Source organism: Cellulomonas endometrii (assembly GCF_949769265.1).
In the GTDB taxonomy this organism is placed as follows: Bacteria; Actinomycetota; Actinomycetes; order Actinomycetales; family Cellulomonadaceae; genus Cellulomonas; species Cellulomonas endometrii.
Genome location: NZ_CATKPC010000006.1, coordinates 1 through 22,683 on the forward strand (window position 1 = coordinate 1; position 22,683 = coordinate 22,683).

Annotated in this window: 25 protein-coding genes and 1 tRNA gene; 21 read left to right on the top strand and 5 right to left on the bottom strand. The window is 75.3% G+C overall.

Annotated features, from left to right (window positions below):
• From QNH85_RS08230 to QNH85_RS08285, 12 genes are all read left to right on the top strand, one after another.
• A partial coding sequence (locus tag QNH85_RS08230; RefSeq protein WP_282945706.1) for an Rne/Rng family ribonuclease occupies positions 1 to 2,563 on the top strand: 2,563 nt, incomplete at its 5' end.
• 337 nt (positions 2,564 to 2,900) lie between these two features.
• Positions 2,901 to 3,209 (top strand): 50S ribosomal protein L21, encoded by a 309-nt coding sequence (gene rplU, locus QNH85_RS08235; RefSeq protein ID WP_213284198.1) that lies wholly within the window; start codon positions 2,901 to 2,903, stop codon positions 3,207 to 3,209.
• A 65-nt stretch (positions 3,210 to 3,274) separates the two neighbouring features.
• Entirely contained in the window at positions 3,275 to 3,529 is a 255-nt protein-coding gene (gene rpmA, locus QNH85_RS08240) for a 50S ribosomal protein L27 (protein ID WP_213284196.1), read from the top strand.
• An 87-nt stretch (positions 3,530 to 3,616) separates the two neighbouring features.
• Entirely contained in the window at positions 3,617 to 5,128 is a 1,512-nt protein-coding gene (gene obgE / locus QNH85_RS08245) for a GTPase ObgE (protein WP_282945707.1), read from the top strand.
• Between the two features lie 78 nt (positions 5,129 to 5,206).
• Complete coding sequence (proB, locus tag QNH85_RS08250; RefSeq protein ID WP_282945708.1) at positions 5,207 to 6,346, top strand: glutamate 5-kinase; 1,140 nt, start codon at positions 5,207 to 5,209, stop codon at positions 6,344 to 6,346.
• A 43-nt stretch (positions 6,347 to 6,389) separates the two neighbouring features.
• Positions 6,390 to 7,724, top strand: coding sequence for a glutamate-5-semialdehyde dehydrogenase (locus tag QNH85_RS08255; RefSeq protein WP_282945709.1), 1,335 nt, complete (start codon positions 6,390 to 6,392; stop codon positions 7,722 to 7,724).
• A gap of 72 nt (positions 7,725 to 7,796) precedes the next feature.
• On the top strand, positions 7,797 to 7,952 hold the full coding sequence (locus QNH85_RS08260; RefSeq protein ID WP_213281350.1) for a hypothetical protein: 156 nt from the start codon (positions 7,797 to 7,799) through the stop codon (positions 7,950 to 7,952).
• Positions 7,953 to 7,980: 28 nt separating this feature from the next.
• On the top strand, positions 7,981 to 8,583 hold the full coding sequence (gene nadD, locus QNH85_RS08265; protein ID WP_282945710.1) for a nicotinate-nucleotide adenylyltransferase: 603 nt from the start codon (positions 7,981 to 7,983) through the stop codon (positions 8,581 to 8,583).
• A 1,184-nt stretch (positions 8,584 to 9,767) separates the two neighbouring features.
• Complete coding sequence (locus QNH85_RS08270; protein ID WP_282945711.1) at positions 9,768 to 10,052, top strand: hypothetical protein; 285 nt, start codon at positions 9,768 to 9,770, stop codon at positions 10,050 to 10,052.
• A gap of 35 nt (positions 10,053 to 10,087) precedes the next feature.
• A complete protein-coding gene (gene rsfS, locus QNH85_RS08275; protein WP_213281347.1) occupies positions 10,088 to 10,486 on the top strand; it encodes a ribosome silencing factor in 399 nt (132 codons plus the stop codon).
• Positions 10,483 to 11,178: a histidine phosphatase family protein gene (locus QNH85_RS08280; RefSeq protein WP_282945712.1), complete on the top strand. Its 696-nt coding sequence runs from the start codon at positions 10,483 to 10,485 to the stop codon at positions 11,176 to 11,178. Before rsfS ends, QNH85_RS08280 begins: the two co-directional genes overlap by 4 nt.
• An 87-nt stretch (positions 11,179 to 11,265) precedes the next feature.
• Positions 11,266 to 11,338: transfer RNA gene (locus QNH85_RS08285), tRNA-Ala, on the top strand.
• Positions 11,339 to 11,414: 76 nt separating this feature from the next.
• Here the strand turns inward: QNH85_RS08285 and QNH85_RS08290 are convergent.
• Together QNH85_RS08290 and QNH85_RS08295 are read right to left on the bottom strand one after the other, a co-directional pair.
• Positions 11,415 to 12,113: a hypothetical protein gene (locus QNH85_RS08290; protein ID WP_282945713.1), complete on the bottom strand. Its 699-nt coding sequence runs from the start codon at positions 12,111 to 12,113 to the stop codon at positions 11,415 to 11,417.
• Between the two features lie 180 nt (positions 12,114 to 12,293).
• Positions 12,294 to 13,463 (bottom strand): ROK family transcriptional regulator, encoded by a 1,170-nt coding sequence (locus QNH85_RS08295; protein WP_282945714.1) that lies wholly within the window; start codon positions 13,461 to 13,463, stop codon positions 12,294 to 12,296.
• 132 nt (positions 13,464 to 13,595) lie between these two features.
• On the opposite strand from QNH85_RS08295, the gene QNH85_RS08300 reads away from it, so the two are divergent.
• The 6 genes from QNH85_RS08300 to QNH85_RS08325 all read left to right on the top strand — a co-directional run bounded on the left by QNH85_RS08300 (position 13,596) and on the right by QNH85_RS08325 (position 19,056).
• A complete protein-coding gene (locus QNH85_RS08300) occupies positions 13,596 to 14,354 on the top strand; it encodes an amino acid ABC transporter ATP-binding protein (RefSeq protein ID WP_282945715.1) in 759 nt (252 codons plus the stop codon).
• A gap of 97 nt (positions 14,355 to 14,451) precedes the next feature.
• Positions 14,452 to 15,414: a glutamate ABC transporter substrate-binding protein gene (locus QNH85_RS08305; protein ID WP_282945716.1), complete on the top strand. Its 963-nt coding sequence runs from the start codon at positions 14,452 to 14,454 to the stop codon at positions 15,412 to 15,414.
• A 106-nt stretch (positions 15,415 to 15,520) separates the two neighbouring features.
• Positions 15,521 to 16,165 (top strand): amino acid ABC transporter permease, encoded by a 645-nt coding sequence (locus tag QNH85_RS08310; RefSeq protein ID WP_282945717.1) that lies wholly within the window; start codon positions 15,521 to 15,523, stop codon positions 16,163 to 16,165.
• A complete protein-coding gene (locus QNH85_RS08315; protein ID WP_282945718.1) occupies positions 16,162 to 17,043 on the top strand; it encodes an amino acid ABC transporter permease in 882 nt (293 codons plus the stop codon). The genes QNH85_RS08310 and QNH85_RS08315 overlap by 4 nt, the downstream gene beginning before the upstream one ends.
• Positions 17,036 to 18,037 carry an asparaginase gene (locus tag QNH85_RS08320; RefSeq protein WP_282945719.1) on the top strand — a complete coding sequence of 334 codons (1,002 nt, stop codon included), beginning with the start codon at positions 17,036 to 17,038 and terminating at the stop codon, positions 18,035 to 18,037. The genes QNH85_RS08315 and QNH85_RS08320 overlap by 8 nt, the downstream gene beginning before the upstream one ends.
• Complete coding sequence (locus QNH85_RS08325) at positions 18,034 to 19,056, top strand: ROK family protein (RefSeq protein ID WP_282945720.1); 1,023 nt, start codon at positions 18,034 to 18,036, stop codon at positions 19,054 to 19,056. Before QNH85_RS08320 ends, QNH85_RS08325 begins: the two co-directional genes overlap by 4 nt.
• Before the next feature lie 3 nt (positions 19,057 to 19,059).
• Here the strand turns inward: QNH85_RS08325 and QNH85_RS08330 are convergent, their stop codons facing one another.
• Positions 19,060 to 19,866 carry a class I SAM-dependent methyltransferase gene (locus QNH85_RS08330; protein WP_282945721.1) on the bottom strand — a complete coding sequence of 269 codons (807 nt, stop codon included), beginning with the start codon at positions 19,864 to 19,866 and terminating at the stop codon, positions 19,060 to 19,062.
• Between the two features lie 161 nt (positions 19,867 to 20,027).
• On the opposite strand from QNH85_RS08330, the gene QNH85_RS08335 reads away from it, so the two are divergent.
• From QNH85_RS08335 to QNH85_RS08345, 3 genes are read left to right on the top strand one after another with little or no spacing between them, the layout of a single operon-like run.
• A complete protein-coding gene (locus QNH85_RS08335) occupies positions 20,028 to 20,219 on the top strand; it encodes a hypothetical protein (protein ID WP_282945722.1) in 192 nt (63 codons plus the stop codon).
• Between the two features lie 19 nt (positions 20,220 to 20,238).
• A complete protein-coding gene (locus QNH85_RS08340; RefSeq protein ID WP_282945723.1) occupies positions 20,239 to 20,775 on the top strand; it encodes a hypothetical protein in 537 nt (178 codons plus the stop codon).
• Positions 20,772 to 20,936 (top strand): hypothetical protein, encoded by a 165-nt coding sequence (locus QNH85_RS08345; protein WP_282945724.1) that lies wholly within the window; start codon positions 20,772 to 20,774, stop codon positions 20,934 to 20,936. Before QNH85_RS08340 ends, QNH85_RS08345 begins: the two co-directional genes overlap by 4 nt.
• A 455-nt stretch (positions 20,937 to 21,391) precedes the next feature.
• On the opposite strand, the gene QNH85_RS08350 is transcribed toward QNH85_RS08345, so the two are convergent.
• A complete protein-coding gene (locus QNH85_RS08350) occupies positions 21,392 to 22,306 on the bottom strand; it encodes a cation diffusion facilitator family transporter (RefSeq protein WP_282945725.1) in 915 nt (304 codons plus the stop codon).
• Positions 22,306 to 22,683, bottom strand: a complete 378-nt coding sequence (locus QNH85_RS08355) for an ArsR/SmtB family transcription factor (RefSeq protein ID WP_282945726.1) — start codon at positions 22,681 to 22,683, stop codon at positions 22,306 to 22,308. The genes QNH85_RS08350 and QNH85_RS08355 overlap by 1 nt, the downstream gene beginning before the upstream one ends.

Below are 22,683 nucleotides of genomic sequence, written 5' to 3' on the forward strand. Positions count from 1 at the left end.
GTTCCAGGCCCCCGAGGCCCCGCGGCGCCGCCGCCGCGCCCAGGCCCCCACCGGCTCCCCGGAGGCGATCTCCGCGGCCGCGCAGGCCGAGGTCGACGCCGCCGCTGCGGCCGAGGAGCAGGCGGCAGCCGCCGCCGAGGCGCCCGCCGAGCAGGCCGCCGCGCCGTCCCGCCGCCGTGGCCGCGGTCGCGGACGCGGGCGGGTCGAGGAGCAGGTCGAGCCCACCGAGGCCGAGGCCGCCGAGCTGGAGACCTCCGACGCCGTCCTCGAGGCGGCCGGGCAGGTCGACGAGGACGCCGAGCCGGCCGCCGCCGAGCGCGACGAGACCGAGAACGACGACGAGGGCGCGCCGCGCCGTCGCCGCCGCCGCGGTGGTCGTGGTCGCCGGTCGCGCGGCGGTGCCGAGGCGGACGCCGACGCCACGGACGACGAGGGCGAGCAGGACGAGCCGTCGGGCGACGAGCCGGTCCGCGAGGAGTCCGACGAGCCGGCCGAGGACGCCGAGGACGAGGCGGACGAGCAGGCCGACGGCGAGGAGTCGGGTGGCAGCAGCCGCCGCCGTCGCCGCCGTCGCCGGTCGGGCCGCGGGGGCGACGCCGCCGACGCCGAGCCCGCGCCGTCGCGCAGCCGCTCCGGCTCGCGCGGGAGCGACGAGGTCACGGCGCTGCGCGGGTCCACCCGCCTGGAGGCCAAGCGTCAGCGTCGCCGCGAGGGCCGCGACGCCGGCCGTCGCCGCCAGATCATCACCGAGGCCGAGTTCCTGGCCCGCCGCGAGGCGGTCGAGCGGTCGATGATCGTCCGGGAGTCGAACGGCCGCACCCAGATCGCCGTGCTGGAGGACGGGGTGCTCGTCGAGCACTACGTCTCCCGCCAGGCGCAGGTGTCGATGGCCGGCAACGTCTACCTGGGCCGCGTGCAGAACGTGCTGCCCAGCATGGAGGCCGCGTTCGTCGACGTCGGCAAGGGTCGCAACGCCGTGCTCTACGCGGGCGAGGTCAACTGGGACGCCGCGGGCCTGGAGGGCCAGCCGCGCCGCATCGAGCAGGCGCTGAAGTCGGGCGACTCGGTGCTCGTGCAGGTCACCAAGGACCCGATCGGGCACAAGGGCGCCCGCCTCACGTCGCAGATCACGCTCGCCGGCCGCTACCTGGTCTACGTCCCGGGCGGCGGCATGACCGGCATCAGCCGCAAGCTGCCCGAGAACGAGCGCACGCGCCTGAAGAAGATCCTGCGCGAGGTGGTCCCGGACTCCGCGGGCGTCATCGTGCGCACCGCGGCCGAGGGGGCCAGCGAGGACGAGCTGCGCGCCGACATCGCCCGCCTGCAGTCGCAGTGGGAGGCCATCGAGAAGAAGGCCAAGACCGCGTCCGCCCCGGCCCTGCTCCAGGGTGAGCCGGACATGGCGATCCGCGTGGTCCGCGACATCTTCAACGACGACTTCTCGTCCCTGGTCGTCCAGGGCGAGGAGGCGTGGTCGACCATCTCCGGGTACATCGGCGAGCTCGCGCCCGACCTGGCCGAGAAGGTGTCGAAGTACACCGGCCAGGGCGACGTGTTCGCCGCGCACCGGGTGGACGAGCAGCTCGCCAAGGGCATGGACCGGAAGGTCTGGCTGCCGTCCGGCGGCTCGCTGGTGATCGACCGCACCGAGGCCATGACGGTCGTGGACGTCAACACCGGCAAGTTCACCGGCGCGGGCGGCACGCTCGAGGAGACCGTCACCCGGAACAACCTGGAGGCGGCGGAGGAGATCGTCCGCCAGCTCCGGCTCCGGGACATCGGCGGGATCATCGTCATCGACTTCATCGACATGGTGCTGGAGTCGAACCGCGACCTCGTCCTGCGCCGGCTGGTCGAGTGCCTGGGCCGCGACCGGACCAAGCACCAGGTCGCCGAGGTCACCTCGCTCGGGCTCGTGCAGATGACCCGCAAGCGCGTGGGCCAGGGCCTGGTCGAGGCGTTCTCCGAGACCTGCGAGCACTGCAACGGGCGCGGCTTCGTCGTGCACACGGACCCGGTCGAGAAGACCAACGGCCGGTCCGACGCCGGCGCGCCCCAGCAGGCCCCGGAGGGCGAGGCCAAGAAGTCCCGCCGCAAGCGCGGCGGCGCGAAGGAGCAGGCGCCCGCGTCGGCGTCCGGCACCACGCCCGCCGTCCCGGTCCTGCCGGAGGCGCGCGAGGCCGTCAAGGCGACGCTCGCGACCATCGCGGCGGCCGCGGCGCACGCCCACGTGCACGACGACGAGGCCCAGGCCGGGTCGTCGGCGGACGGGCGCGAGCGGGCGCAGGCCCCGGCGGGCGCGGCGGAGGAGGCCCCGGCCGAGGCGGCCCCGGTCGCCGAGCCCGTGGCCGAGGCGGCCCCGGTGGCCGAGGCGGTCGAGGCGCCGGTCGAGACCCCGGCCGCGGCCGTCGCTGCGCCGGAGCCCGTCCTGGACGTGCTGGCCGCCCTGGGCGACCTCGCGACCCGGGTGCCGGCGTCCGACGCCCCGGAGCCGCAGCTCGAGCTGAGCCCGGTCGACCCGGGCCTGTTCGAGCTGCCGGACCCGGCCGACGACGAGTCCTGACCCCGAGGTCGTCACACCGGCACGAGGTCGTCCCGCAGGACGGACGACCTCGTGCACGGGTGACGACCTCGGCCGGCCGGGCGGCTCGCGGGTGCGCGAGGTCACCAGGCCGCGGTTTGACCGTCGGTACCGGCTCCGCGTAACCTTGAACGTCGGTGCGTTCTGACGGCGCGGTGTGTTTCTGCGCAGAGCCGGTCAGGAAGCACCGTTCGCGCGTGACGCCCCTGAGGCGCCGACGTCCCGAGCTCCGCGGCCACCGCGGTGGCGCGCCGGGGCGCGGCCCGAGGGCGGGACGCCCCCAGAACCTGAAGTTCGACGAGCAGAGATGAGCATCAACGTGGTGTACGCGATCGTGAAGGCCGGCGGCCGTCAGGAGAAGGTCGCCGTCGGCGACGTCGTCGTCGTGGACCGCATCGCGGCCGAGGCCGGTGCGACCGTCGAGCTGCCCGCGCTCCTGCTGGTCGACGGCGAGGCCGTGACGTCGGACGCCGCGGCGCTGGCGAAGATCAAGGTCACCGCAGAGGTCGTCCAGGCCGAGAAGGGCCCGAAGATCGACATCCTGCGGTACAAGAACAAGACGGGCTACCGCCGCCGTCAGGGTTACCGCTCGCGGCTGACCCGCCTGAAGGTCACCGAGATCAAGTGACCTGCGGGCCGCACGGCCCCGCGACCCACCACCCGTAGACAGCACCGCAGGAAAGCAGGCCTGAGATGGCACACAAGAAGGGCGCGAGCTCCTCGCGCAACGGTCGGGACTCCAACGCCCAGCGCCTGGGTGTGAAGCGTTTCGGCGGCCAGGTCGTCAACGCCGGCGAGATCATCGTCCGCCAGCGCGGCACCCACTTCCACCCCGGTGTGAACGTCGGCCGTGGCGGCGACGACACCCTGTTCGCCCTCACCGCCGGTGCGGTGCAGTTCGGCACCCGTCGTGGCCGCAAGGTCATCGACATCGTGGCGGCCGGCTGACCAGCCGCACCACCCCCAGCTGTTGGCCGGAGGGGCGCACCGCACGACGCGGTGCGCCCCTTCGCCGTAGGAAGGAACCACCCACCCATGGCCGCATTCGTCGACCGCGTCGTCCTCCACGCCAGCGGCGGTGACGGCGGCCACGGCTGCGCGTCGATCCACCGCGAGAAGTTCAAGCCCCTCGCCGGTCCCGACGGGGGCAACGGTGGCAACGGCGGCAGCGTCATCCTCGTGGTCGACCCGCAGGTGACCACGCTGCTCGACTACCACCACGCGCCGCACCGGCACGCGCCCTCCGGCACGCAGGGCATGGGCGACCACCGGCAGGGCTCCACCGGCCAGGACCTCGTCCTGCCGGTGCCCGACGGCACGGTCGTGAAGTCCGTCGACGGGGAGGTCCTCGCGGACCTGGTCGGCGCGGGCGCGCAGTTCGTCGTCGCGCAGGGCGGGCACGGCGGGCTCGGCAACGCCGCGCTGTCGTCCCCGCGCCGCAAGGCCCCCGGCTTCGCGCTGCTCGGCGAGCCCGGCGACGCCCGGGACGTGGTGCTGGAGCTGAAGACCATCGCGGACGTCGCCCTGGTCGGGTTCCCGAGCGCCGGCAAGTCCAGCCTGGTCGCGGCGATGTCCGCCGCGCGGCCGAAGATCGCCGACTACCCGTTCACCACGCTGGTGCCGAACCTCGGCGTCGTGCAGGCGGGCGACGCCCGGTACACCGTCGCGGACGTCCCGGGGCTGATCCCCGGCGCGAGCGAGGGCAAGGGCCTGGGCCTGGAGTTCCTGCGGCACGTCGAGCGCTGCGCCGTCCTGGTGCACGTGCTCGACTGCGCGACGCTCGAGCCGGACCGCGACCCCGTCACGGACCTCGACGTCATCGAGGCCGAGCTCGCGGCGTACGCCGGTGACCTGGGCATCGAGGGCGGCCGGGTGCCGCTGACCGAGCGGCCGCGGATGGTCGTGCTGAACAAGATCGACGTCCCCGAGGCGCGCGAGCTCGCGGAGATGGTGCGCCCCGACCTGGAGGCGCGCGGCCTGCGCGTGTTCGAGGTGTCGACGGCCAGCCACGAGGGCCTGCGCCCGCTGACGTTCGCGCTCGCCGAGATGGTGGAGCAGGCGCGGCGGGACGCGCCGGCGCCCGAGGCGACCCGCGTCGTGCTGCGGCCCCGCGCCGTCGACGACGCGGGCTTCACCGTGACGCGCCGGCAGGACGGCGACCACGAGTACTTCCAGGTGCGCGGCACCAAGCCGGAGCGCTGGGTGCGCCAGACCGACTTCGCGAACGACGAGGCCGTGGGCTACCTGGCCGACCGGCTCGCGCGGATCGGCGTCGAGGAGAAGCTGCTCGCCGCGGGGGCCGTGTCGGGGGCCGAGGTCGTCATCGGCGACGGGCCGTCGGCGGTCGTCTTCGACTGGGAGCCCACGCTGCTCACCGGCTCGGAGCTGCTGGGCGGGCCCCGCGGCACCGACCAGCGCATCGAGGAGCGCAGCCGCCCGACCCGTGGCGAGAAGCGCGAGCAGTACAAGGACCGGATGGACGCCAAGGCCGAGGCGCGCGCGGAGCTGTGGACCGAGCGCGAGGCGGGCCTGTGGCGCGACGAGTGACCGGCGCCTGAACCGGGGCGGCGTCCCGGGGGGCGGATGGCTCCGCGCCGGCCGGGGGGCGCCTGGGATGATGCGGGCGTGAGTGCCGCCGCGCTGTCCGACCGCCGCCTGCTGCCCGAGGTCCGCCGTGTGGTGGTCAAGGTCGGCTCGTCGTCCCTGACGGACGAGACCGGCAAGCTCGACCCGGCCCGGCTGCGGGCGCTGGTCGACGTGCTCGCCGCGCGGGTCACGGGCGGTCGCCAGGTCGTCCTCGTGTCGTCCGGCGCGATCGCGACCGGCATGGACCCGCTCGGGCTCGCGCGCCGGCCGCGCGACCTCGCGACCCAGCAGGCGGCCGCCTCGGTAGGGCAGGGGCTGCTGGTCGCGCACTACACGCGAGCGTTCGCCGACCACGGCCTCCGGGTCGGCCAGGTGCTGCTGACCGCCGACGACACGATGCGGCGCGGGCAGTACCGCAACGCCCAGCGCGCGCTCGACCGGCTGCTGGACCTCGGCATCGTGCCCATCGTCAACGAGAACGACACGGTCGCCACGGACGAGATCCGGTTCGGCGACAACGACCGCCTCGCCGCGCTGGTGTCGCACCTCGTGCACGCCGACGCCATGGCGCTGCTCACCGACGTCGACGGGCTGTACACCGGGCCCCCGAACCGGCCCGGCTCCCGGCGCATCGCGGAGGTCCGCGGCCCGAAGGACCTGGAGGGGGTGGACGTCTCCGCGCGCGGCAGCCGGGTCGGCACGGGGGGGATGGTCACCAAGCTGGAGTCCGTCGCGATCGCCACCGCGTCGGGCATCCCCGTCGTGCTGACGTCCGCCGCCCAGGTCGCCCCCGCGCTGGAGGGCGCCGACGTGGGGACCTGGTTCGCGGCGACGGGCAAGCGGGCGTCGACCCGGCTGCTGTGGCTCGCGTACGCGGCCCGCACCCACGGGCGGCTGGTGCTCGACGACGGCGCCGTGCGGGCCGTGGTGGAGCGCGGCAAGTCGCTGCTCCCGGCGGGGGTCACCGCCGTCCACGGGGAGTTCGAGGCGGGCGACCCGGTCGAGATCACCGCGGCGGACGGCACCGTCGTCGCGCGCGGGCTCGTGGCGTACGCGTCGCAGGAGGTGCCGGACCTGCTCGGGCGCGGGACGGCCGAGCTGCGGGCCGAGCTGGGCCCCGGCTACGACCGCGAGCTGGTGCACCGCGACGACATGGTGCTGGTGCGCCGCCGCCGCTGAGACGCACCGGGAGGGCGTCACCGGTCGGGTCTACGCTGGCCCGATGACCACCTCCCTCGACGCCCCGGCCGCGGACGGGGCGCAGCTCGCGTCGACGCCGGCCCCGGCGCCGACGGACGTCACGGACGCCGTGCTGGACGTCGCCCGGCGCGCGAAGACCGCCGCCCGCGCGCTGGCCGTCGCCACCCGCGGCACGAAGGACGCGGCGCTGCACGCGCTCGCGGACGCGCTCGTGGCCCGGGCCGACGCGATCGTCGCCGCCAACGCCGACGACCTGGAGCGCGGGCGCGCGAACGGCACGTCGCCCGGCCTGCTCGACCGCCTGGCGCTGACCCCGGAGCGGATCGGGTCCATCGCCGACGCCCTGCGGGAGGTCGCGGCGCTGCCCGACCCGGTGGGGGAGGTCGTCCGCGGGTCGACGCTGCCGAACGGCCTGCGGATGCGCCAGGTGCGCGTCCCGATGGGCGTGGTCGGCATGATCTACGAGGCCCGGCCCAACGTCACGGTCGACGCCGTCGGCCTCACGCTCAAGAGCGGCAACGCGGTGGTCCTCCGCGGCGGCTCGGCCGCGGCGCGCAGCAACGAGGTGATCGTCGACGTCCTGCGGGGCGCGCTGGTGGCGCAGGGGCTGCCGGCGGACCTCGTGCAGTCGATCGACGCGTACGGGCGGGCCGGGGGAGTCGCCCTCATGCACGCCCGCGGGCTGGTGGACGTGCTCGTCCCGCGCGGCGGCGCCGACCTGATCCAGACCGTCGTGCGCGAGGCCACCGTGCCGGTCATCGAGACCGGCGTCGGGAACGTGCACGTCTACGTGGACGCCACCGCCGACCCGGCGATGGCGCTGCCGATCCTGCTCAACGCCAAGACCCAGCGGGTCGGCGTCTGCAACGCCGCCGAGACGCTGCTCGTGCACCGCGACGCCGCCGCCGGGTTCCTGCCGTCCGCGCTGACCGCGCTCGCCGAGGCCGGCGTGACCGTGCACGGCGACGCCGCGACGGCCGGCCTCGCCCCCGCGGGCGTGCCGGTCGTGCCGGCCACCGACGACGACTGGGCGACGGAGTACCTGTCCCTCGACCTCGCGGTGCGCGTCGTCGACGACCTCGACGCCGCGCTGGAGCACATCCGCACGTGGAGCTCCGGGCACACCGAGGCGATCGTCACGCGCGACCTGGCGGCGTCCGAGCGGTTCGTCGCGGAGGTGGACTCCGCGGCGGTGATGGTGAACGCCTCGACGCGGTTCACCGACGGCGGCCAGCTCGGCCTCGGCGCCGAGATCGGCATCTCCACGCAGAAGCTGCACGCCCGCGGCCCGATGGGTCTCGGGGAGCTCACGACCACCAAGTGGGTGGTGCACGGCGACGGGCACACCCGTCCGTGAGCTCCTGCCCTCGTGGCAGGTGCCGGACGTGCGACACTGGACCCTCACTTCGACCCGTCCCGGGAGGACCACGTGAACGCTGCGCTGCGCGCCGCCGAGGCAGCCGCCGAGCAGACCGTCGAGCTGCCCTTCGAGCCGATCGTCTTCGGCATCGCGGGCTTCGGTGCCCTCATCGCCCTGCTGCTCGTGACCTACGCCTTCCGGAGCGTCGGCACGCGCCACGACTGACCGCGCCGGCGCAGGGGACCCGCATCCGATGACGCAGCGACGAGCCCGGCTCGGGGTGATGGGCGGCACGTTCGACCCCATCCACCACGGCCACCTCGTCGCCGCCAGCGAGGTCGCCGCCCGCTTCGACCTCGACGAGGTCGTGTTCGTCCCCACGGGCGCGCCCTCGTTCAAGCAGGACGTCGCGGTCACGCCCGCCGAGCACCGGTACCTCATGACGGTGATCGCCACGGCGTCGAACCCCAGCTTCACCGTCAGCCGCGTCGACATCGACCGTCCCGGCCTGACCTACACGGTCGACACCCTCCGGGACCTCGCCCACGAGCGGCCCGACGCCGACCTGTACTTCATCACCGGGGCCGACGCGATCGAGCAGATCCTGCAGTGGAAGGACTCGGCCGAGCTGTTCGAGCGCGCGCAGTTCGTCGCCGTGACCCGGCCCGGCCACACGCTGTCCGTCGACGGGCTGCCGCCCGACCGCGTCAGCCAGTGGGAGATCCCGGCCCTGGCCATCTCGTCCACCGACGTGCGCGAGCGCGCGCGCGGCGGCAAGCCCGTCTGGTACCTCGTGCCGGACGGCGTCGTCCAGTACATCGCCAAGCACGGTCTGTACCGAGGAAGTCAGTCATGAGCACACCCGGCACGCCGCTGACCCGTCGGGAGCTGCGGGAGCGCGAGGCCGCCCGGCTCGCCGCCCAGGAGCGCGCGGCCCAGGGTGCCTCCGGCGACCCCGGGGACGCACGCGGCGGCGCGACGCCCGGTGCCGCGCCGGCGGGGGGTGCCCCGGCGCAGCGCGCCCGCTCCGGCGCGCCCCCGTCCGCGCCCGCCCAGCCTGCCGCGCCCGCTCGGCCCGCCGCAGCGTCGCAGCCGGCCGCGTCCGCTCAGTCCGCCGGAGCGGCCGATCCGCGGCCCCCGCCCAGCCCGCCGCGTCGTCGCAGCCGGCCGCTCCGGCGCCCACCCCGTCGTCGCCGGCCGCCCCCACGGGCGCCGGCACCTCCCGCGCGCGCTCCGCAACCAGCCCGTGCCTGCGGTCGGGCCGGACGGCCGACCCGGCGGGGCCACGCCGTACCAGGTGCCCGGCATCCAGCCCGACGCGCCCGCCCGGACCCGCCGCTCGATCCGCACCACCGTGCCGGAGGATGCCGCACCGACGGCGGCACCGCCTGCCCCGCCGCGTCCGGCGACGTCGCCTGCCGCCCCCGCCGCGCGCCCCACGACGCCCTCCGGCCCGGCCCGTGAGCCGGCCCGCCCGGCCCCGGCACCCGCACCGCACCCGCCGCCCCGGCCGCACCGCCCGCGAGCCCGGACGCCGGGGCGCGGACGCCGTCCCGCGACCGGCTCGCGGACGCCACCCGGCCGACCCCCCCGAGCCCCGCAGCCGTCCGAGGTCACCCCCCCGCGCCGGCTCCCGCCGGGCCGGGAGCGACCGGAGCGGCACGGCAGGCGCCCGGTGCCGCGCCGACCGCCGCCACCCCGGCGGCTCCGGCGCGCCCCGCGTCCGCGACGCCCCCCGGCGCGCGGCAGTGGGCGCCCTCGGCACCCGCGGCGACCGGCGCGCCCTCCGGGACACCAACCACGCCCGCGACCGCCGCCACGCCAGCGACCGCCGCCACGCCAGCGACCGCCGCCCCGTCGACGAGCGGCACCCCGGCACCCCGGGCGACCGCTCCGGGCGCGTGGACGCCTACACCGGCCCCGACCCAGGCAGCGCCCACCCCGGCCGCAGCGCCGACCCCGGCCGCAGCGCCGACCCCGGCCGCCGAGCCCGACGCCGACGAGGTCCCCGTCCCGCAGTGGCAGTCCCTGCTCAAGGCGATGGCCCCCGCCCCGACGCCGGTCCCGGAGGCGGAGCAGACCGACCCCACCGGGCAGATCATCGGGGGCGCCGTCCCGGCCGTGGACGACGACGAGGAGCTCGAGCAGCCGGAGCGGATCCGCAAGCCGCTGCCGTTCACCTGGCTGCAGTGGATCATCCTGGCGGTCGTCGCGTTCGTGCTCGGCTTCCTCATCATCTTCGTCGCGAACACCGCGACGGACGCCGCGGGCCCCGACGTGCCCGCGATCGCGCTCGCGGCGCTCGACGCCGCGCCCGCACCCTGACCCGCACCACCCGCAGAACCACCCCGAGGAGACCCGTGTCGGCATCCGACCGCGCCGTCGAGCTCACCGTGGCGGCCGCCCGTGCCGCCGCCGACCTCAAGGCCGAAGAGATCATCGCGCTCGACGTGAGCGCCCAGCTCGTCCTCACGGACGCGTTCGTCATCGCGTCGGGCACCAACGAGCGGCAGGTCGGCGCCATCGTCGACGCCGTCGAGGAGTCGCTGCACAAGCTCGGCGCGAAGCCGCTGCGCCGCGAGGGCAAGTCCGAGGGCCGCTGGGTCCTCATCGACTTCGGCGACATCGTCGTGCACGTCCAGCACGCCGAGGACCGCACCTACTACGCGCTCGAGCGCCTGTGGAAGGACTGCCCGGTCATCGAGCTGCCGGCCGACGTGCACGGCACCCCCGAGGGCGCCGAGGCGGCCGGGGAGTGACTGCCGGGCGCGTCGTCCTGTGGCGGCACGGGCGGACCGCGCACAACGCGAACGCCCGGCTGCAGGGCCAGTCGGACATCCCGCTGGACGACGTCGGCACGTGGCAGGCGGAGACCGCGGCGGCGGCGCTCGCGAGCCGGTACCGGCCGACGCGGATCATCGCGTCCGACCTGGTGCGCGCCCACGCGACGGCCAAGGCCCTCGCCGAGCGCACGGGCCTGCCGCTCGAGACGGACGTCCGCGTCCGTGAGCGGTCGTTCGGCGACTGGGAGGGCATGACGTCCGCGGAGATCGCGGAGCGCTGGCCCGAGCAGCACGCGGCCTGGGTCGCCGGCCGCGAGCCGGAGCGGGTGGGTGCCGAGACGCGCGCTGAGGTGCAGACCCGGATGGTCGAGGCCGTCACGGAGCAGGCCGCCGACCTCGGCAAGGACGACACCCTGGTGGTCGTCTCGCACGGGGCGGCGATCAACCTCGGCCTGGTCGGCCTGCTCGGCCTGCCGCCGGAGTGGCGGGGGCTGTCGGGCATGTCGAACGCGCACTGGGCCGAGCTCCAGCCGGCCCGCCCGGGCGCCGGCCTGGCGTGGCGCCTGGAGGCGCTGAACGTGGGCCCGGTGCACGCCTCGTCCGACTGGAACGCCGGACCGGACCGCCCCGAGCCGACCATGGACGAAGAGGTGCGAGACCCGGCGTGACCAGCCGATTCGCGTCCTCGGCGCAGTTCAAGTAGAGTTCAGGACGCCCGCTCAGCGGGTGGTGTGACGGCCTTCCGGCCTGATCACGGGGCTGTGGCGCAGCTGGTAGCGCACCTGCATGGCATGCAGGGGGTCAGGGGTTCGAATCCCCTCAGCTCCACATCACGAAGCGGGCGAGAGCGGAAGCTCTCGCCCGCTTCGTCGTTCCTGCGGGTGCGGCGCGGTCGCGGTGAGGCTCAGCGACCCAGGCCGGCCCGGTCCACCTTCCGGTGGAACCGCATGCCGGCGAGGCCGCCGAGGACCGCGCCCGCGAGGCTGACGGCCGCGACGACCAGCAGCGCGATGATGCCGCCCGTGGTGAGGTCGCCCTCGGCGACGGGGATGCGCGGGAAGCTGTCGAGGCGGCCGAGCACGTCGTACTGGTCGCCCGCGACGGCTGCGAGGACGGCGACCACGACGGCGATCACCACGGCCCACAGCCACACCGCGAGGCCCTGCTTCGCGCCGTTGAACCGGGCCATCCGCCCGGCGACGTACCCGCCGCAGTAGTAGGCGACGAACAGCACGACCGCGAGGACGATCGCGCCGATCCAGCCGATCGACCCCGGGTCGGACGTCGCCTGGTCGGCCACCTCGTCCACGGACGTGTCGTTGGCGAGGCCCACGGCCGTGCCCGCTGCCGCGGCGAGCGCGGTCAGCAGGACGGCGGTGCCGGTGGCCGTGAGCCAGCCGAAGAAGGCGGAGCCGAACTTGATGCCGCCGTACTCCTCCTTCTCGCGGGCGACCACGGTCTCGCGGTCGCGGCCGAAGGCCTTCGCCGAGACGGCGCCCCCGGCGGGGCGGTCGTCCGGGGTGTCGGCCGCGTGGGCGGCGTGCGCCGCGCGAGGCTCGTCGGGGGCGGGGACGGGGGGGGTGGAAACGCCGGCGGGGGTCAATGCGGGGGGCCCCCTTGGGTGGAGCCGCTGGGGGGCCCGGGGGGGTTCCCTCCCGTGCGGGGCCGGTCAGCCTCGGTTCCTCGCAACGTACGTGCGCCCGATCCGGACCGCGACCGCAGCGGGGTGGCCGGCGGGGGCGGGGGTGAGGGGCCGCCCGTGCGCGGGGCGGCTACCCGGCGGTCAGCGCAGCGCCGCGTCAACCGACGCGGGCGCGAGCACGTGGTCCAGCGCCGTGCGGGCCGCCCCGCGGATGCCCGCCTCCCGGCCGACGCGGGTGGAGCGGACGTCGAGGTGGTCGGTGACCATCGGCAGGCAGCGCGCGTAGACCGCTGACCGCACACCGGCGACGAAGGCGTCGGCCTCGGCGAGCTGGCCGCCGACGACGAGGCGGTCCGGGTTGAAGAAGTTGATGATCGTCGACAGGACCGCGCCGGTGCGGGCGCCGGCCTCGCGCAGCAGGTTCGTGGCCTCGGGGTGGGCGTCCCGGGCCAGGGCCACGAGGTCGTCGATGCCCGTGACGCCGGCCCCGGCCTCCTGCAGCTGCCGGACCAGGGCCGCGCCGGACGCGACCGCGTCGAGGCAGCCGGCGCGGCCGCACGAGCAGGGCACCGGCGGCGCGTCGGGCACGGAGGCGTGGCTGATGTCGCCCGCGAAGCCCTGCGCGCCGCGGTGCAGGGCGCCGGACGCGACGACGCCGCAGCCGATGCCCGAGCCGACCTTGACGAACACCAGGTGCTCGACGTCGAAGCCGCTGCCGGCGTGCTCGCCCAGGGCCATGAGGTTCGCGTCGTTCTCGACCAGCACGGGCACGCCCAGGCGCGGGGACAGGACGCCGGCGACGTCGGTGCCGTTCCAGCCGGGCATCCGCGCGGGGGAGACGACGCGGCCGGTGCGGGCGTCGACCGGGCCGGGCACGCCGACGCACGCGGCGAGCAGGGGGACGTCCGGCGCGTGCTCGGCGCGCAGGGCCTCGACCTCCCGGACGACCGCGTCGAGGACGGCGTCGGGGCCGTCGGAGACCGCGGCGGCGACGTCGCGGCGCGCGAGCAGGGTCCCCGCGGCGTCGACCAGCCCGAACGTCGCGTGCTGCACGCCCAGGTCCACGCCGACGACGACGCCGAGCGCGGGGGAGACCTCGAGCCGGCGGGGGCGGCGCCCGCCCCGGGACGGGCCGTCGCCGGCCTCGCGCAGGTAGCCCGCACGGACCAGCGACTCGACCCGGGCCGCCACCGTCGTGGGGGACAGGGCGGCGAGCCGGGCGACGTCGGCCCGCGACGCCGCGCCCGCACGGACGAGCGCCAGGACGGAGCCCGGCGACGACGGCGAGGGCGGGAACGTGTCGGTGGTCACGGGGCTAGTCAACCAGCCGGACCATGTTCGAGAAGTTACGCCGAATATGGATGAAGTGTGTCGAAACGTGGACGTAACGATCAGGTCTTAGGCTCACCGTCACGCAACCTTCAGCGAGAGGACGGATGACGGATGAGCGCGACGACGCCCACACCCGCGCCGATGGTGAGCATGCGGGGGGTCGACAAGCACTTCGGCGCCCTGCACGTGCTGCGCGACATCGACCTGGAGGTGGCCCCGCGCGAGGTCGTCGTGGTCGTCGGGCCCTCCGGCTCCGGCAAGTCGACGCTCTGCCGCACGATCAACCGGCTCGAGGTGATCGACGCCGGGGAGATCCGCGTCGACGGGGAGCTGCTGCCCGAGGAGGGCGCCGCGCTGGCCCGCCTGCGGGCCGACGTCGGCATGGTCTTCCAGCAGTTCAACCTGTTCGGCCACCGCACCGTCCTGGACAACGTCGCGATGGCGCCGGTCGCCGTGCGGCGGACGCCCCGGGCCGAGGCTCGCGAGCGCGCCATGGCGCTGCTGGAGCGGGTCGGCATCGCGGACAAGGCGCACCGGCACCCCGCCGAGCTGTCCGGCGGGCAGCAGCAGCGCGCGGCGATCGCCCGCGCCCTGGCGATGCAGCCCAAGGTCATGCTGTTCGACGAGCCGACCTCGGCCCTCGACCCCGAGATGGTCAACGAGGTGCTCGACGTCATGACCGGCCTCGCCGCCGAGGGCATGACGATGGTCGTCGTCACCCACGAGATGGGCTTCGCCCGCCGGGTGGCCGACCGCGTCGTGTTCATGGACGCCGGGCAGATCGTCGAGCAGGCGCCGCCCGCCGAGTTCTTCGACGCCACCCGCAGCGACCGCGCCCGGGCGTTCCTCGCGTCCGTGCTCCAGCACTGACCCCGCTCCGATCCAGCACCGACCCCACGGCCACGAGCCGGCACCACCTGCACCTCCCACCCCCGGCCCTGGTGGCCGTGACCCGAAAGGCAGGCACATGCGCTCTCTGCTCACCCGGCGACGGACCCCCGTCCTCGCCGCGCTGCTCACCGCGGTGGCCCTGACCACCGCGGCCTGCTCGAGCGACTCGTCGGGCACCGGCGTGCCGCCGGCCGACGACTCGTCCGAGTCCGCCGAGGCCACCGGCCTCGAAGCCGTGTTCGCCGACGCGCCCGTCGCCGACGACGCCGACATCCTCCCGGACTCGACGATGGCCGCCATCAAGGAGCGGGGCGTGCTGCGCGTCGCCGCGGCCCTCGACGCCCCGCTGCTGTCGCAGCAGGACCCGACCAACCCCGACGACGTCACGGGCTTCGACATCGACCTCGCGAAGCTGCTGGCGATCTACATCCTCGGCGAGCCCAACATCGAGATCGTCCCGCCGGCGTCCGAGACGCGTGAGGCGCTGCTGCAGAACGGCACCGTCGACGTCGTCTTCAACACCTACACGATCACCGAGGAGCGGGCGGAGCAGATCAGCTTCGCCGGCCCGTACTTCACCTCGGGCCTCGCGGTCGCGGTGAAGGCCGACAACGACGACATCTCCGGGATCGACGACCTGGGCGGCAAGACCGTCATCGTCGGGGCGAACACCCCCGCCGTGACCGCGGTGCCCGAGGAGCAGCCGACCGCCGAGGTCACCAGCTTCGCGACGGACCCGCAGGCCGTGCAGGCGCTCGTGCAGGGCCGCGGCGACGCCTACGTGCAGGACTACATCCTGCTGGCGACCAACGCGGCGTCGAACGGCGACATCAAGATCGTCGGCGAGCCGTTCACCGCGGAGCCCTACGGCATCGGCCTCAAGCACGACGACGCGGACTTCAAGGAGTTCGTGAACACCTGGCTCGAGACGATCGAGGACGAGGGCCAGTGGGCCGCCGTCTGGGAGGCCAGCCTCGGCACGGTCTCGGACGACGACGCCCCGACCCCGCCGGAGATCGGCTCGGTCCCCGGCTCCTGAGCCACCCGAACTCGGCCGCGTCCCGGGCGCCCCTGAGGCCCGGGACGCGGCCGACCCCACCCGACGGCTCCGGCCGCTGCACGCGCAGCGGCCGGCGGAGGACGACATGCAGGCCCTGATCGACAACCTCGACCCGCTGCTGCGGGCGCTGGGCACGACGGTCATGATCACGCTCGTGGCGGGTGCCGCCGCGCTGGTGCTCGGCACCCTGGTGACGATCGCCCGGGTCAGCCCGGTGCCGGTGCTGCGCGGGGCGGCGTTCGCCTACGTGCAGTTCTTCGTCAACGTCCCCCTGCTGGCGCTGCTGCTCCTGGCGGTGTTCGCGCTGCCGGACGCCGGCCTGATCATGCCGCTGACCACCACGGCCGTCGTGGTGCTGGCGGTGTACGAGGCGGCCTACGTCGCCGAGGCGGTGCGCAGCGGCGTCAACACCATCCCGCCCGGGCAGCTCGAGGCCGCCCGCGCCCTGGGCCTGCGGCTGCCGCAGGTCCTGCGGCTCGTCGTGGTGCCGCAGGCCCTGCGCGCGGTGGTGCAGCCGCTGGGCAACGTGATGATCGCGCTCGTCATGAACAGCGCGCTCGCCGCGACGGTCGGCGTCGTCGAGCTGACCTCCGCGGTGAACAAGGTCAACCTCGTCGAGGCCCAGCCCATCCCGATCTTCGCCGGCGCCGGCCTGGTCTACATGGCCATCGCCCTGGCGATCGGCCTGGCAGCCGGCCGCATCGAGAAGAAGGTGGCGATCTCCCGGTGAGCAGCTCCTCCGGCCGGAACGCGGCCTCCTTCCTGTACGACGCCCCCGGTCCCCGCACGCGCCGGCGCACCCGGATCGCCTCGGTGGTCAGCGTGCTGGTGATCGCCGGGCTCATCACCGCCGGTCTGGTGCAGTTCGCCTCCCACGGGCAGCTGGACGCCGAGAAGTGGACCCCGTTCACGCAGTGGCCGATCTGGCAGTACCTGCTGGTCGGGCTGGGCGGGACCCTCCAGGCCGCCGCCGTGGTGGCCGTGCTCGGCGGCGCGATCGGCGTGCTGCTCGCCCTGGGCCGGCTGAGCCACGTGAAGCCGCTGCGCTGGGTCGCGACGGCGCTGGTCGAGATCGGCCGCACCATCCCCGTGCTGCTGCTGATCTACCTCATGCTGTTCGGCCTGCCGCGGTACGGCATCAACCTGCCGGTGCTGTGGAAGCTCGTCGTGCCGCTGACCGTCGCGAACTCGGCCGTCATCGCCGAGATCGTCCGCGCCGGCATCCAGAGCCTGCCGAAGGGCCAGACCGAGGCCGCCCTGAGCCTCGGCATGCGGCGGCACCAGGTGATGCGGCTGGTCGTCCTGCCGCAGGCCGTCCGGTACGTCACGCCGTCGCTGGTCACCCAGCTGGTCAGCCTCATCAAGGACACCTCGCTCGGCTACGTCGTCGCGTTCACCGAGCTGCTGTACCGGGCGCAGGTGCTGTCCGCGTACAACCGGCTGCTCGTGCAGACGTTCCTCGCCGTGACCCTGATCTACCTGGTGTGCAACGGCTCGCTGTCCGCGCTCGCGTCGCGCCTGCAGGACCGCATGCGCCGCCGCACGCCCGCGCCCGCCGCGACGCCCGGCGCCGCACCCACCCCCGACCTGGAGACCCTCCGTGCCTGACACCTCCGCACCCGTCCTGGCCGAGCTGGCCGTCGTCACCCGCTCCGGCCTCGTGGAGAGCCGCCACCTCGGGACCCTCGTGGCCCTCGACGCCGACGGGTCGGTCGCGCTGGCCGTCGGCGACCTCGACGGCACGGTGCTCCCGCGCTCGACCACCAAGCCCGTGCAGGCGCTCGCGTGCCTGACCGCCGGCGCCCCGCTGACCGGGCCGGAGCTGGCGATCGCGGCGGGGAGCCACACCGGCGAGGACGAGCACGTCCGCGTCGTCCGGTCGCTGCTGGAGCGCGCGGGGCTGGACGACGACGCCCTGCGCTGCCCGGTCGACTGGCCGGAGGACGAGGGCACCCGGCTGCGGCTGATCCGCGCGGGGGAGGAGCGCAGCCGGGTCCGGATGAACTGCTCCGGCAAGCACGCCGCGATGCTGCTCGCCTGCGCGGTCAACGGCTGGAGCACCGACGACTACCTCGCGGTCGACCACCCGCTGCAGCAGCACGTGCGGCGCACCACGGCCGAGATCACGGGAGCCGACGTCCGGCACGACGCGGTGGACGGCTGCGGCGCGCCGCTGTTCGGCACCACGGTGCTGGGCCTGGCGACGGCCTTCCGTGCCGTCGCGACCGCCGAGCCGGGCACGCCCGCCGGGCTCGTCGCCGACGCCATGCGGGAGCACCCGTTCTACGTCGGGGGCAGCGGCCACCAGAACACCGAGGTGATGCGCGGGGTCCCGGGCGCCGTCGCCAAGGGCGGGGCCGAGGGCGTCATCGGCGTCGCCGCGCGCACCGGGCAGGCGGTGGCGATGAAGGTCGTCGACGGCTCCCCGCGGGCGACGACCGTCGTGGCGCTGCGCGTGCTCGGCGCGCTGGGCGTCGACGTGTCGGGTGCTGCGGCGTTCGCGTCGGTGCCCGTGCTGGGCGGCGGGCTCCCGGTCGGGGAGATCGCCCCCGGCGCGGCCGTCGAGGGCTGGGTCGCGGCCCGGGGCGGGTCCGCGGCGTGAGGGTCGAGGACCGCCTGCGCCGCTCGGCCGATCGCGACGACCTGCCGGACCCCCGGTCCGTGGTCGCGGTCGACGTCGGCGGCACCACCACGAAGGCCGCGCTGGTCGGCGCCGACGGGCGCGCGGTGCTCACCGCGACGACCGTCACCGGCTCGGGCGACGCCGCCGTGACCGCTGTGGCCGACGCCGTGCGGGGGCTCACGGAGGCGGCGGACGACCTCGGCCGGCGGGTGGTGGCCGCGGGCGTGGTGACGCCGGGGCTGCTGGACGAGCGCACCGGGGTGGTCGCCTACGCCTCCAACCTCGACTGGCGTGAAGTGCCGCTGCGCGACCGGCTGACCGACGCCCTCGGCATCCCCGTCGCGACGGGCCACGACGTGCGGGCCGCGGGGCTCGCCGAGCAGCTGTTCGGCGCCGCGCGCGGGTACGCCGACGTGGTGCTGGTCCCGATCGGCACCGGCATCGCCGCGTCGCTGACCTCCGCCGGTGCCGCCGTGGCCGGCGCCACCGGCGGGTCCGGCGAGCTCGGGCACATCCCCGTGGTCGCCGATGGCGAGCCGTGCACGTGCGGGCAGCGCGGCTGCCTCGAGGTGTACGTCTCGGGCGCCGGGCTCGCGCGCCGGTACGCGGCCCGCACCGGGCGGGCGCTGCGCGCGGAGCAGGTCGTCGACCTCGTGGGCGCGGACCCCGACGCGGACGCCGTCTGGGCGGACGCCGTGCGCGCCCTCGCGCAGGGGCTGGTCACCGTCACGCTGCTGCTCGACCCGGCGGTCATCGTGCTCGGCGGCGGGTTCCTCGCCTCCGGGGACCGGCTGCTCGCCCCGGTGCGGGCGGCGCTCGACGCCGGGCTCGCGTGGCGCGCGGCGCCCCCGGTGCGGGTCGCGGAGCTCGGGGCGCACGGCGGCCGGATCGGCGCGTCGGTGCTGGCGTTCCGGCACGCCGGCCACGGGGACGTCCCGGCGGCGTGGGACGCGGCGGCGCTCGTCGGCCGCGGTGCCGCTGCGTCGGCGGGGGCCTGAGCCTCAGCCCGCGACGCGGGCGTCCTGCACCAGGGTCAGGTAGTGCTTGCGCACGGTCCCGGACGGGCGCCGGCCGATGAGGTCGCGGACCGCGGCGAACAGGGTCTCGCGCTGCTCGGGCGTCGCGGCGATGTGGTTCGAGTACGTCGACAGCAGCGCCACGTACGCGTCCGCCGTGTAGTCCAGGGCCCAGAGGTACCGGCGCACCGCGGGCTCCCCGAAGTACCCGCTGGCGCGCAGGGCGGCGACGTCCGGCGGCTCGATCGTGTCGGGGTGCGCCGGCCCGCCCTGTCCGTCGCCGAGCCCGACCTCGTCGTACGCGGCCTCGACCTGGCGGAAGAAGTCGTCACCGTCGGGCGGGAGCACGTGCTCGGTGGCGACGACCGCGAGGTGGCCCTCGGGGCGCAGGAGCTCCGCGGCCCGGCGGTACCCGACCTGCGGGTCGACCCAGTGCCACGAGGTCGCCGCCAGCACCAGGTCGAACCGCCGGTCGTCGCGCGGCAGCCAGCGCTCGAACGGCTGCTCGACCACCTCGACGTCGCCCCGCCCCGCCAGGACGCGGCGCGCCACCGCGGCCAGCCGGGCGCCCGGTTCGAGCGCGACGACGTGCCAGCCCCGGTCGAGCAGGCCGCGCGTCGCCTGGCCGGTGCCGGCACCGATCTCCAGCACGCGGACGGGCTCCGCGCCCCGGTCCAGCGCGGCGGCCAGGTCGGCGAACACCGCGGGCGGGTAGCCCGGGCGGGCCTGCTCGTACAGCTCGGCGGCCGTGTCGAACGTGGTCGCCCGGCCGGTGTAGGGCTCCTGCGTCATGGCGGTACCTCCGTGCCCAGTCTCCGCCTGCCCGGTCGCCCGTCCGAGTGAAATGTCCGGTTCGTCCTGCCGGGTGACGGCGGACCGGGCAGAGTGCGGGCATCGGTGACCCGACAGGAAGAGGTGGCCACGATGACCGAGACCCGCGTGGGGGAGGCGGCGTGACGGGTGCCGGCGGGGGCAGCATCTCGGCTGCCGAGGCGGCGGTCGCCGTCGCTTTCGTCCTGCTGACGGCGTGGCTGCTGTTCCGGTTCCGGGACGACCCGCGGCGCAGCAGGCACGTCCGCACGACCGCCGTCGTGCTCGGGTTCGCCGCGCTCGGGTACGTCGCCGTCCGGTCGCTGACGTCATGACGGGCACGGGGGCGGGGGCGTGAGGAGCGACCTGCCGTTCTGGCTGATCAGCGTGGCGAGCGCCTTCGGCGTGGTCGCTGTGGTGATCGGCGTGGTCGCGGGCGGCGGGTTCTCCTGGCCGTCGGCCGCGGGTGCGGGCGTGGTGCTCGTCGTCGGCTGGACCGCCGTCATCGCCCGGGGTCGGCGGGGGATGGACGATGACCGTGCCCTCGACCGCGAGGTCCAGGCACCGGCGGAAGGTGCCGGCCCACCCGCACGGCTGCTGCTGTCCCGCGGGGACGACTCCGCCGGGATGCTGCGCCACATCCGCGTGACGGTCGACGGGGCCGAGGTCGCCCGGCTCAAGCCGCTCACGGCCCTGGAGGTCGAGGTGCCGCCGGGCCGGCACCGGGTGCGGGCGTCGATGGACTGGACGACCTCGCCGGCGCTGGAGCTCGACCTCGCCCCGGGTGAGCGGGTCGAGGTCCGGACCGGGCTGCCGTTCTCGATGATCTGGCGGATGGTCACCGCGCCGCGGGCGACGCTCACGATCGAGCGGGTGGAGGCCCGCGCGTGACGACGCCCGCCCGCCGGAGCCGGCGCCCGCTCACGGTCTACGTCGTGGGGGTGATCGCACTCGGCGTGACGGGGGTGGCCCTGTCCGCGGTCACGGCGGAGTCCGGCTGGGCCCTCGTGTGCGTCACCGCGAGCGGCGTGGCGCTCGCGGCCCTGGTGTGACTTCCGGCGGAAGTTGGCGGGCTCATGCTGGGACTAAGTGGCGGTGGCCTGGCCGGGCGTTCGATCCGCTGACCAGCTGGCCGTGGGTGCCGTCGTCGAGGTGAACGGACCTGACGGGCAGGAGTGGGGCGACGGTGCCACGGTGTCCGGCGCCACTGTTACCCAGCGCCTTGGCGATGGCCTCCCGGCCGGGGACTTTCAGGTCGCTGGCGCTCCGTGTCCGGTGACGGCCACCCTGTCGACGGGACCTTCCGCTTCACCGTTGAGGCGGCGCCTGAAAGCGCGAGCACATCTGAGCCGTCGCCGAGCGTGCCGACGAAGGGGCGACACCGACCTGGCCGCCTACAACGCGATGCTCGCACGCCTGGCCCGGCGCGCCGATGCCACCGCCCCGGGGCGCACCCAGCAACCGGGGTCCCACAAGAGCTTGGCGGAGGCGCTGGACGATTGAGCGGCTACCAGGTCAGGCCTGAGCACTCGTGCTGCTGCTGGGCCGTTTCCACCTGGAGCGTGGCGTGGGCGATGCCGAAGCGATCGCGGAGGACGTCCCGCGCGGCGGCCAGGACCGCGTCGTGATCCGATCCGCTGCTCGCGACGAGGTGAGCGGTGGCGACGTTCATCCCGGAGGTCAGCACCCACAGGTGAAGGTCGTGGATGGCGCTCACGCCGGGCACGGCGCTCAGCTCTTGGCTGACGGCCTCCGGGTCGATGCCGGCGGGTGCGTGCTGGCCGAGTACCGCGAGGACCTGCCGCCCCAGGGTGACGGCACGCACGATGACGAAGACGGCGATCGCCAGGGCGACGACCAGGTCCCAGACCGGCCGCCCCGTGGCGATGATCAGAACACCGGCGACCATGACACCGACGGACCCCGCAGCGTCGGCCACCACCTCGAAGTAGGCGCCCCGGACGTTGAGGCTGTCCTTGGACCCGCTGCGCAGCAGCAGCATGGAGACAAGGTTGATCACCAAGCCCACGAAACCGACCGCGAGCATCACGCCCGAGGGCAGGGACGGGTCCTCGCCGATCCGACTGATTGCCTCGACGACCACGTACACCCCGACACCGAGCATGATCAGCACCGTCAGGCCGGAAGCGAAGACCTCCGCGCGATAGGAGCCGTAGGTTCTTCTTCCGGTGGGGTCGGGGCGCGTGGCGATCCGGGTGGCGAGCAGGGCCGCCCCCAGTGCCACGACGTCGGCGGCCATGTGCCCGGCGTCGGAGATCAGCGCGAGCGAGCCGGAGACCAGCCCCGCCGCCAGCTCGACGGCGAAGAACGTCGCGGTCAGGAAGAACGCTCCGGCCAGGCGACGGCGGTAACGCCCACCAGCGTGCCCAGCGACGGGGCCGTGACCGTGCCCGGCGCCCATCAGCGGCTCCCCTCGTGTCCGGTGTGCTCGCGGCACACGTCCAGCAGCATCCGCACGTGGGCATCGGCCAGCCGGTAGTACACCCGGCGGCCCTCACGCCGGTTGTCCACCACCCCCGAGGCCCGCAGCAGACGCATCGTCTGGGACACCGACGCCTCAGGGACCTGCACCGCCGCGGAGATGTCGCACACGCACAGCTCACCGGCCTCCAGCAGCGCGTACAGGATCCTGGTGCGCCGCACATCACCGAGCAACCGGAACAGCTCGGCCAGCGCACCTGCCTCGGCGTCGTCCGGGACGCTGGCACGAATCAGTGCCACACGTTGGGACTGCGGATCACCACCGACGCAGCCGTCCAACGGCAGGACCCGACCCAT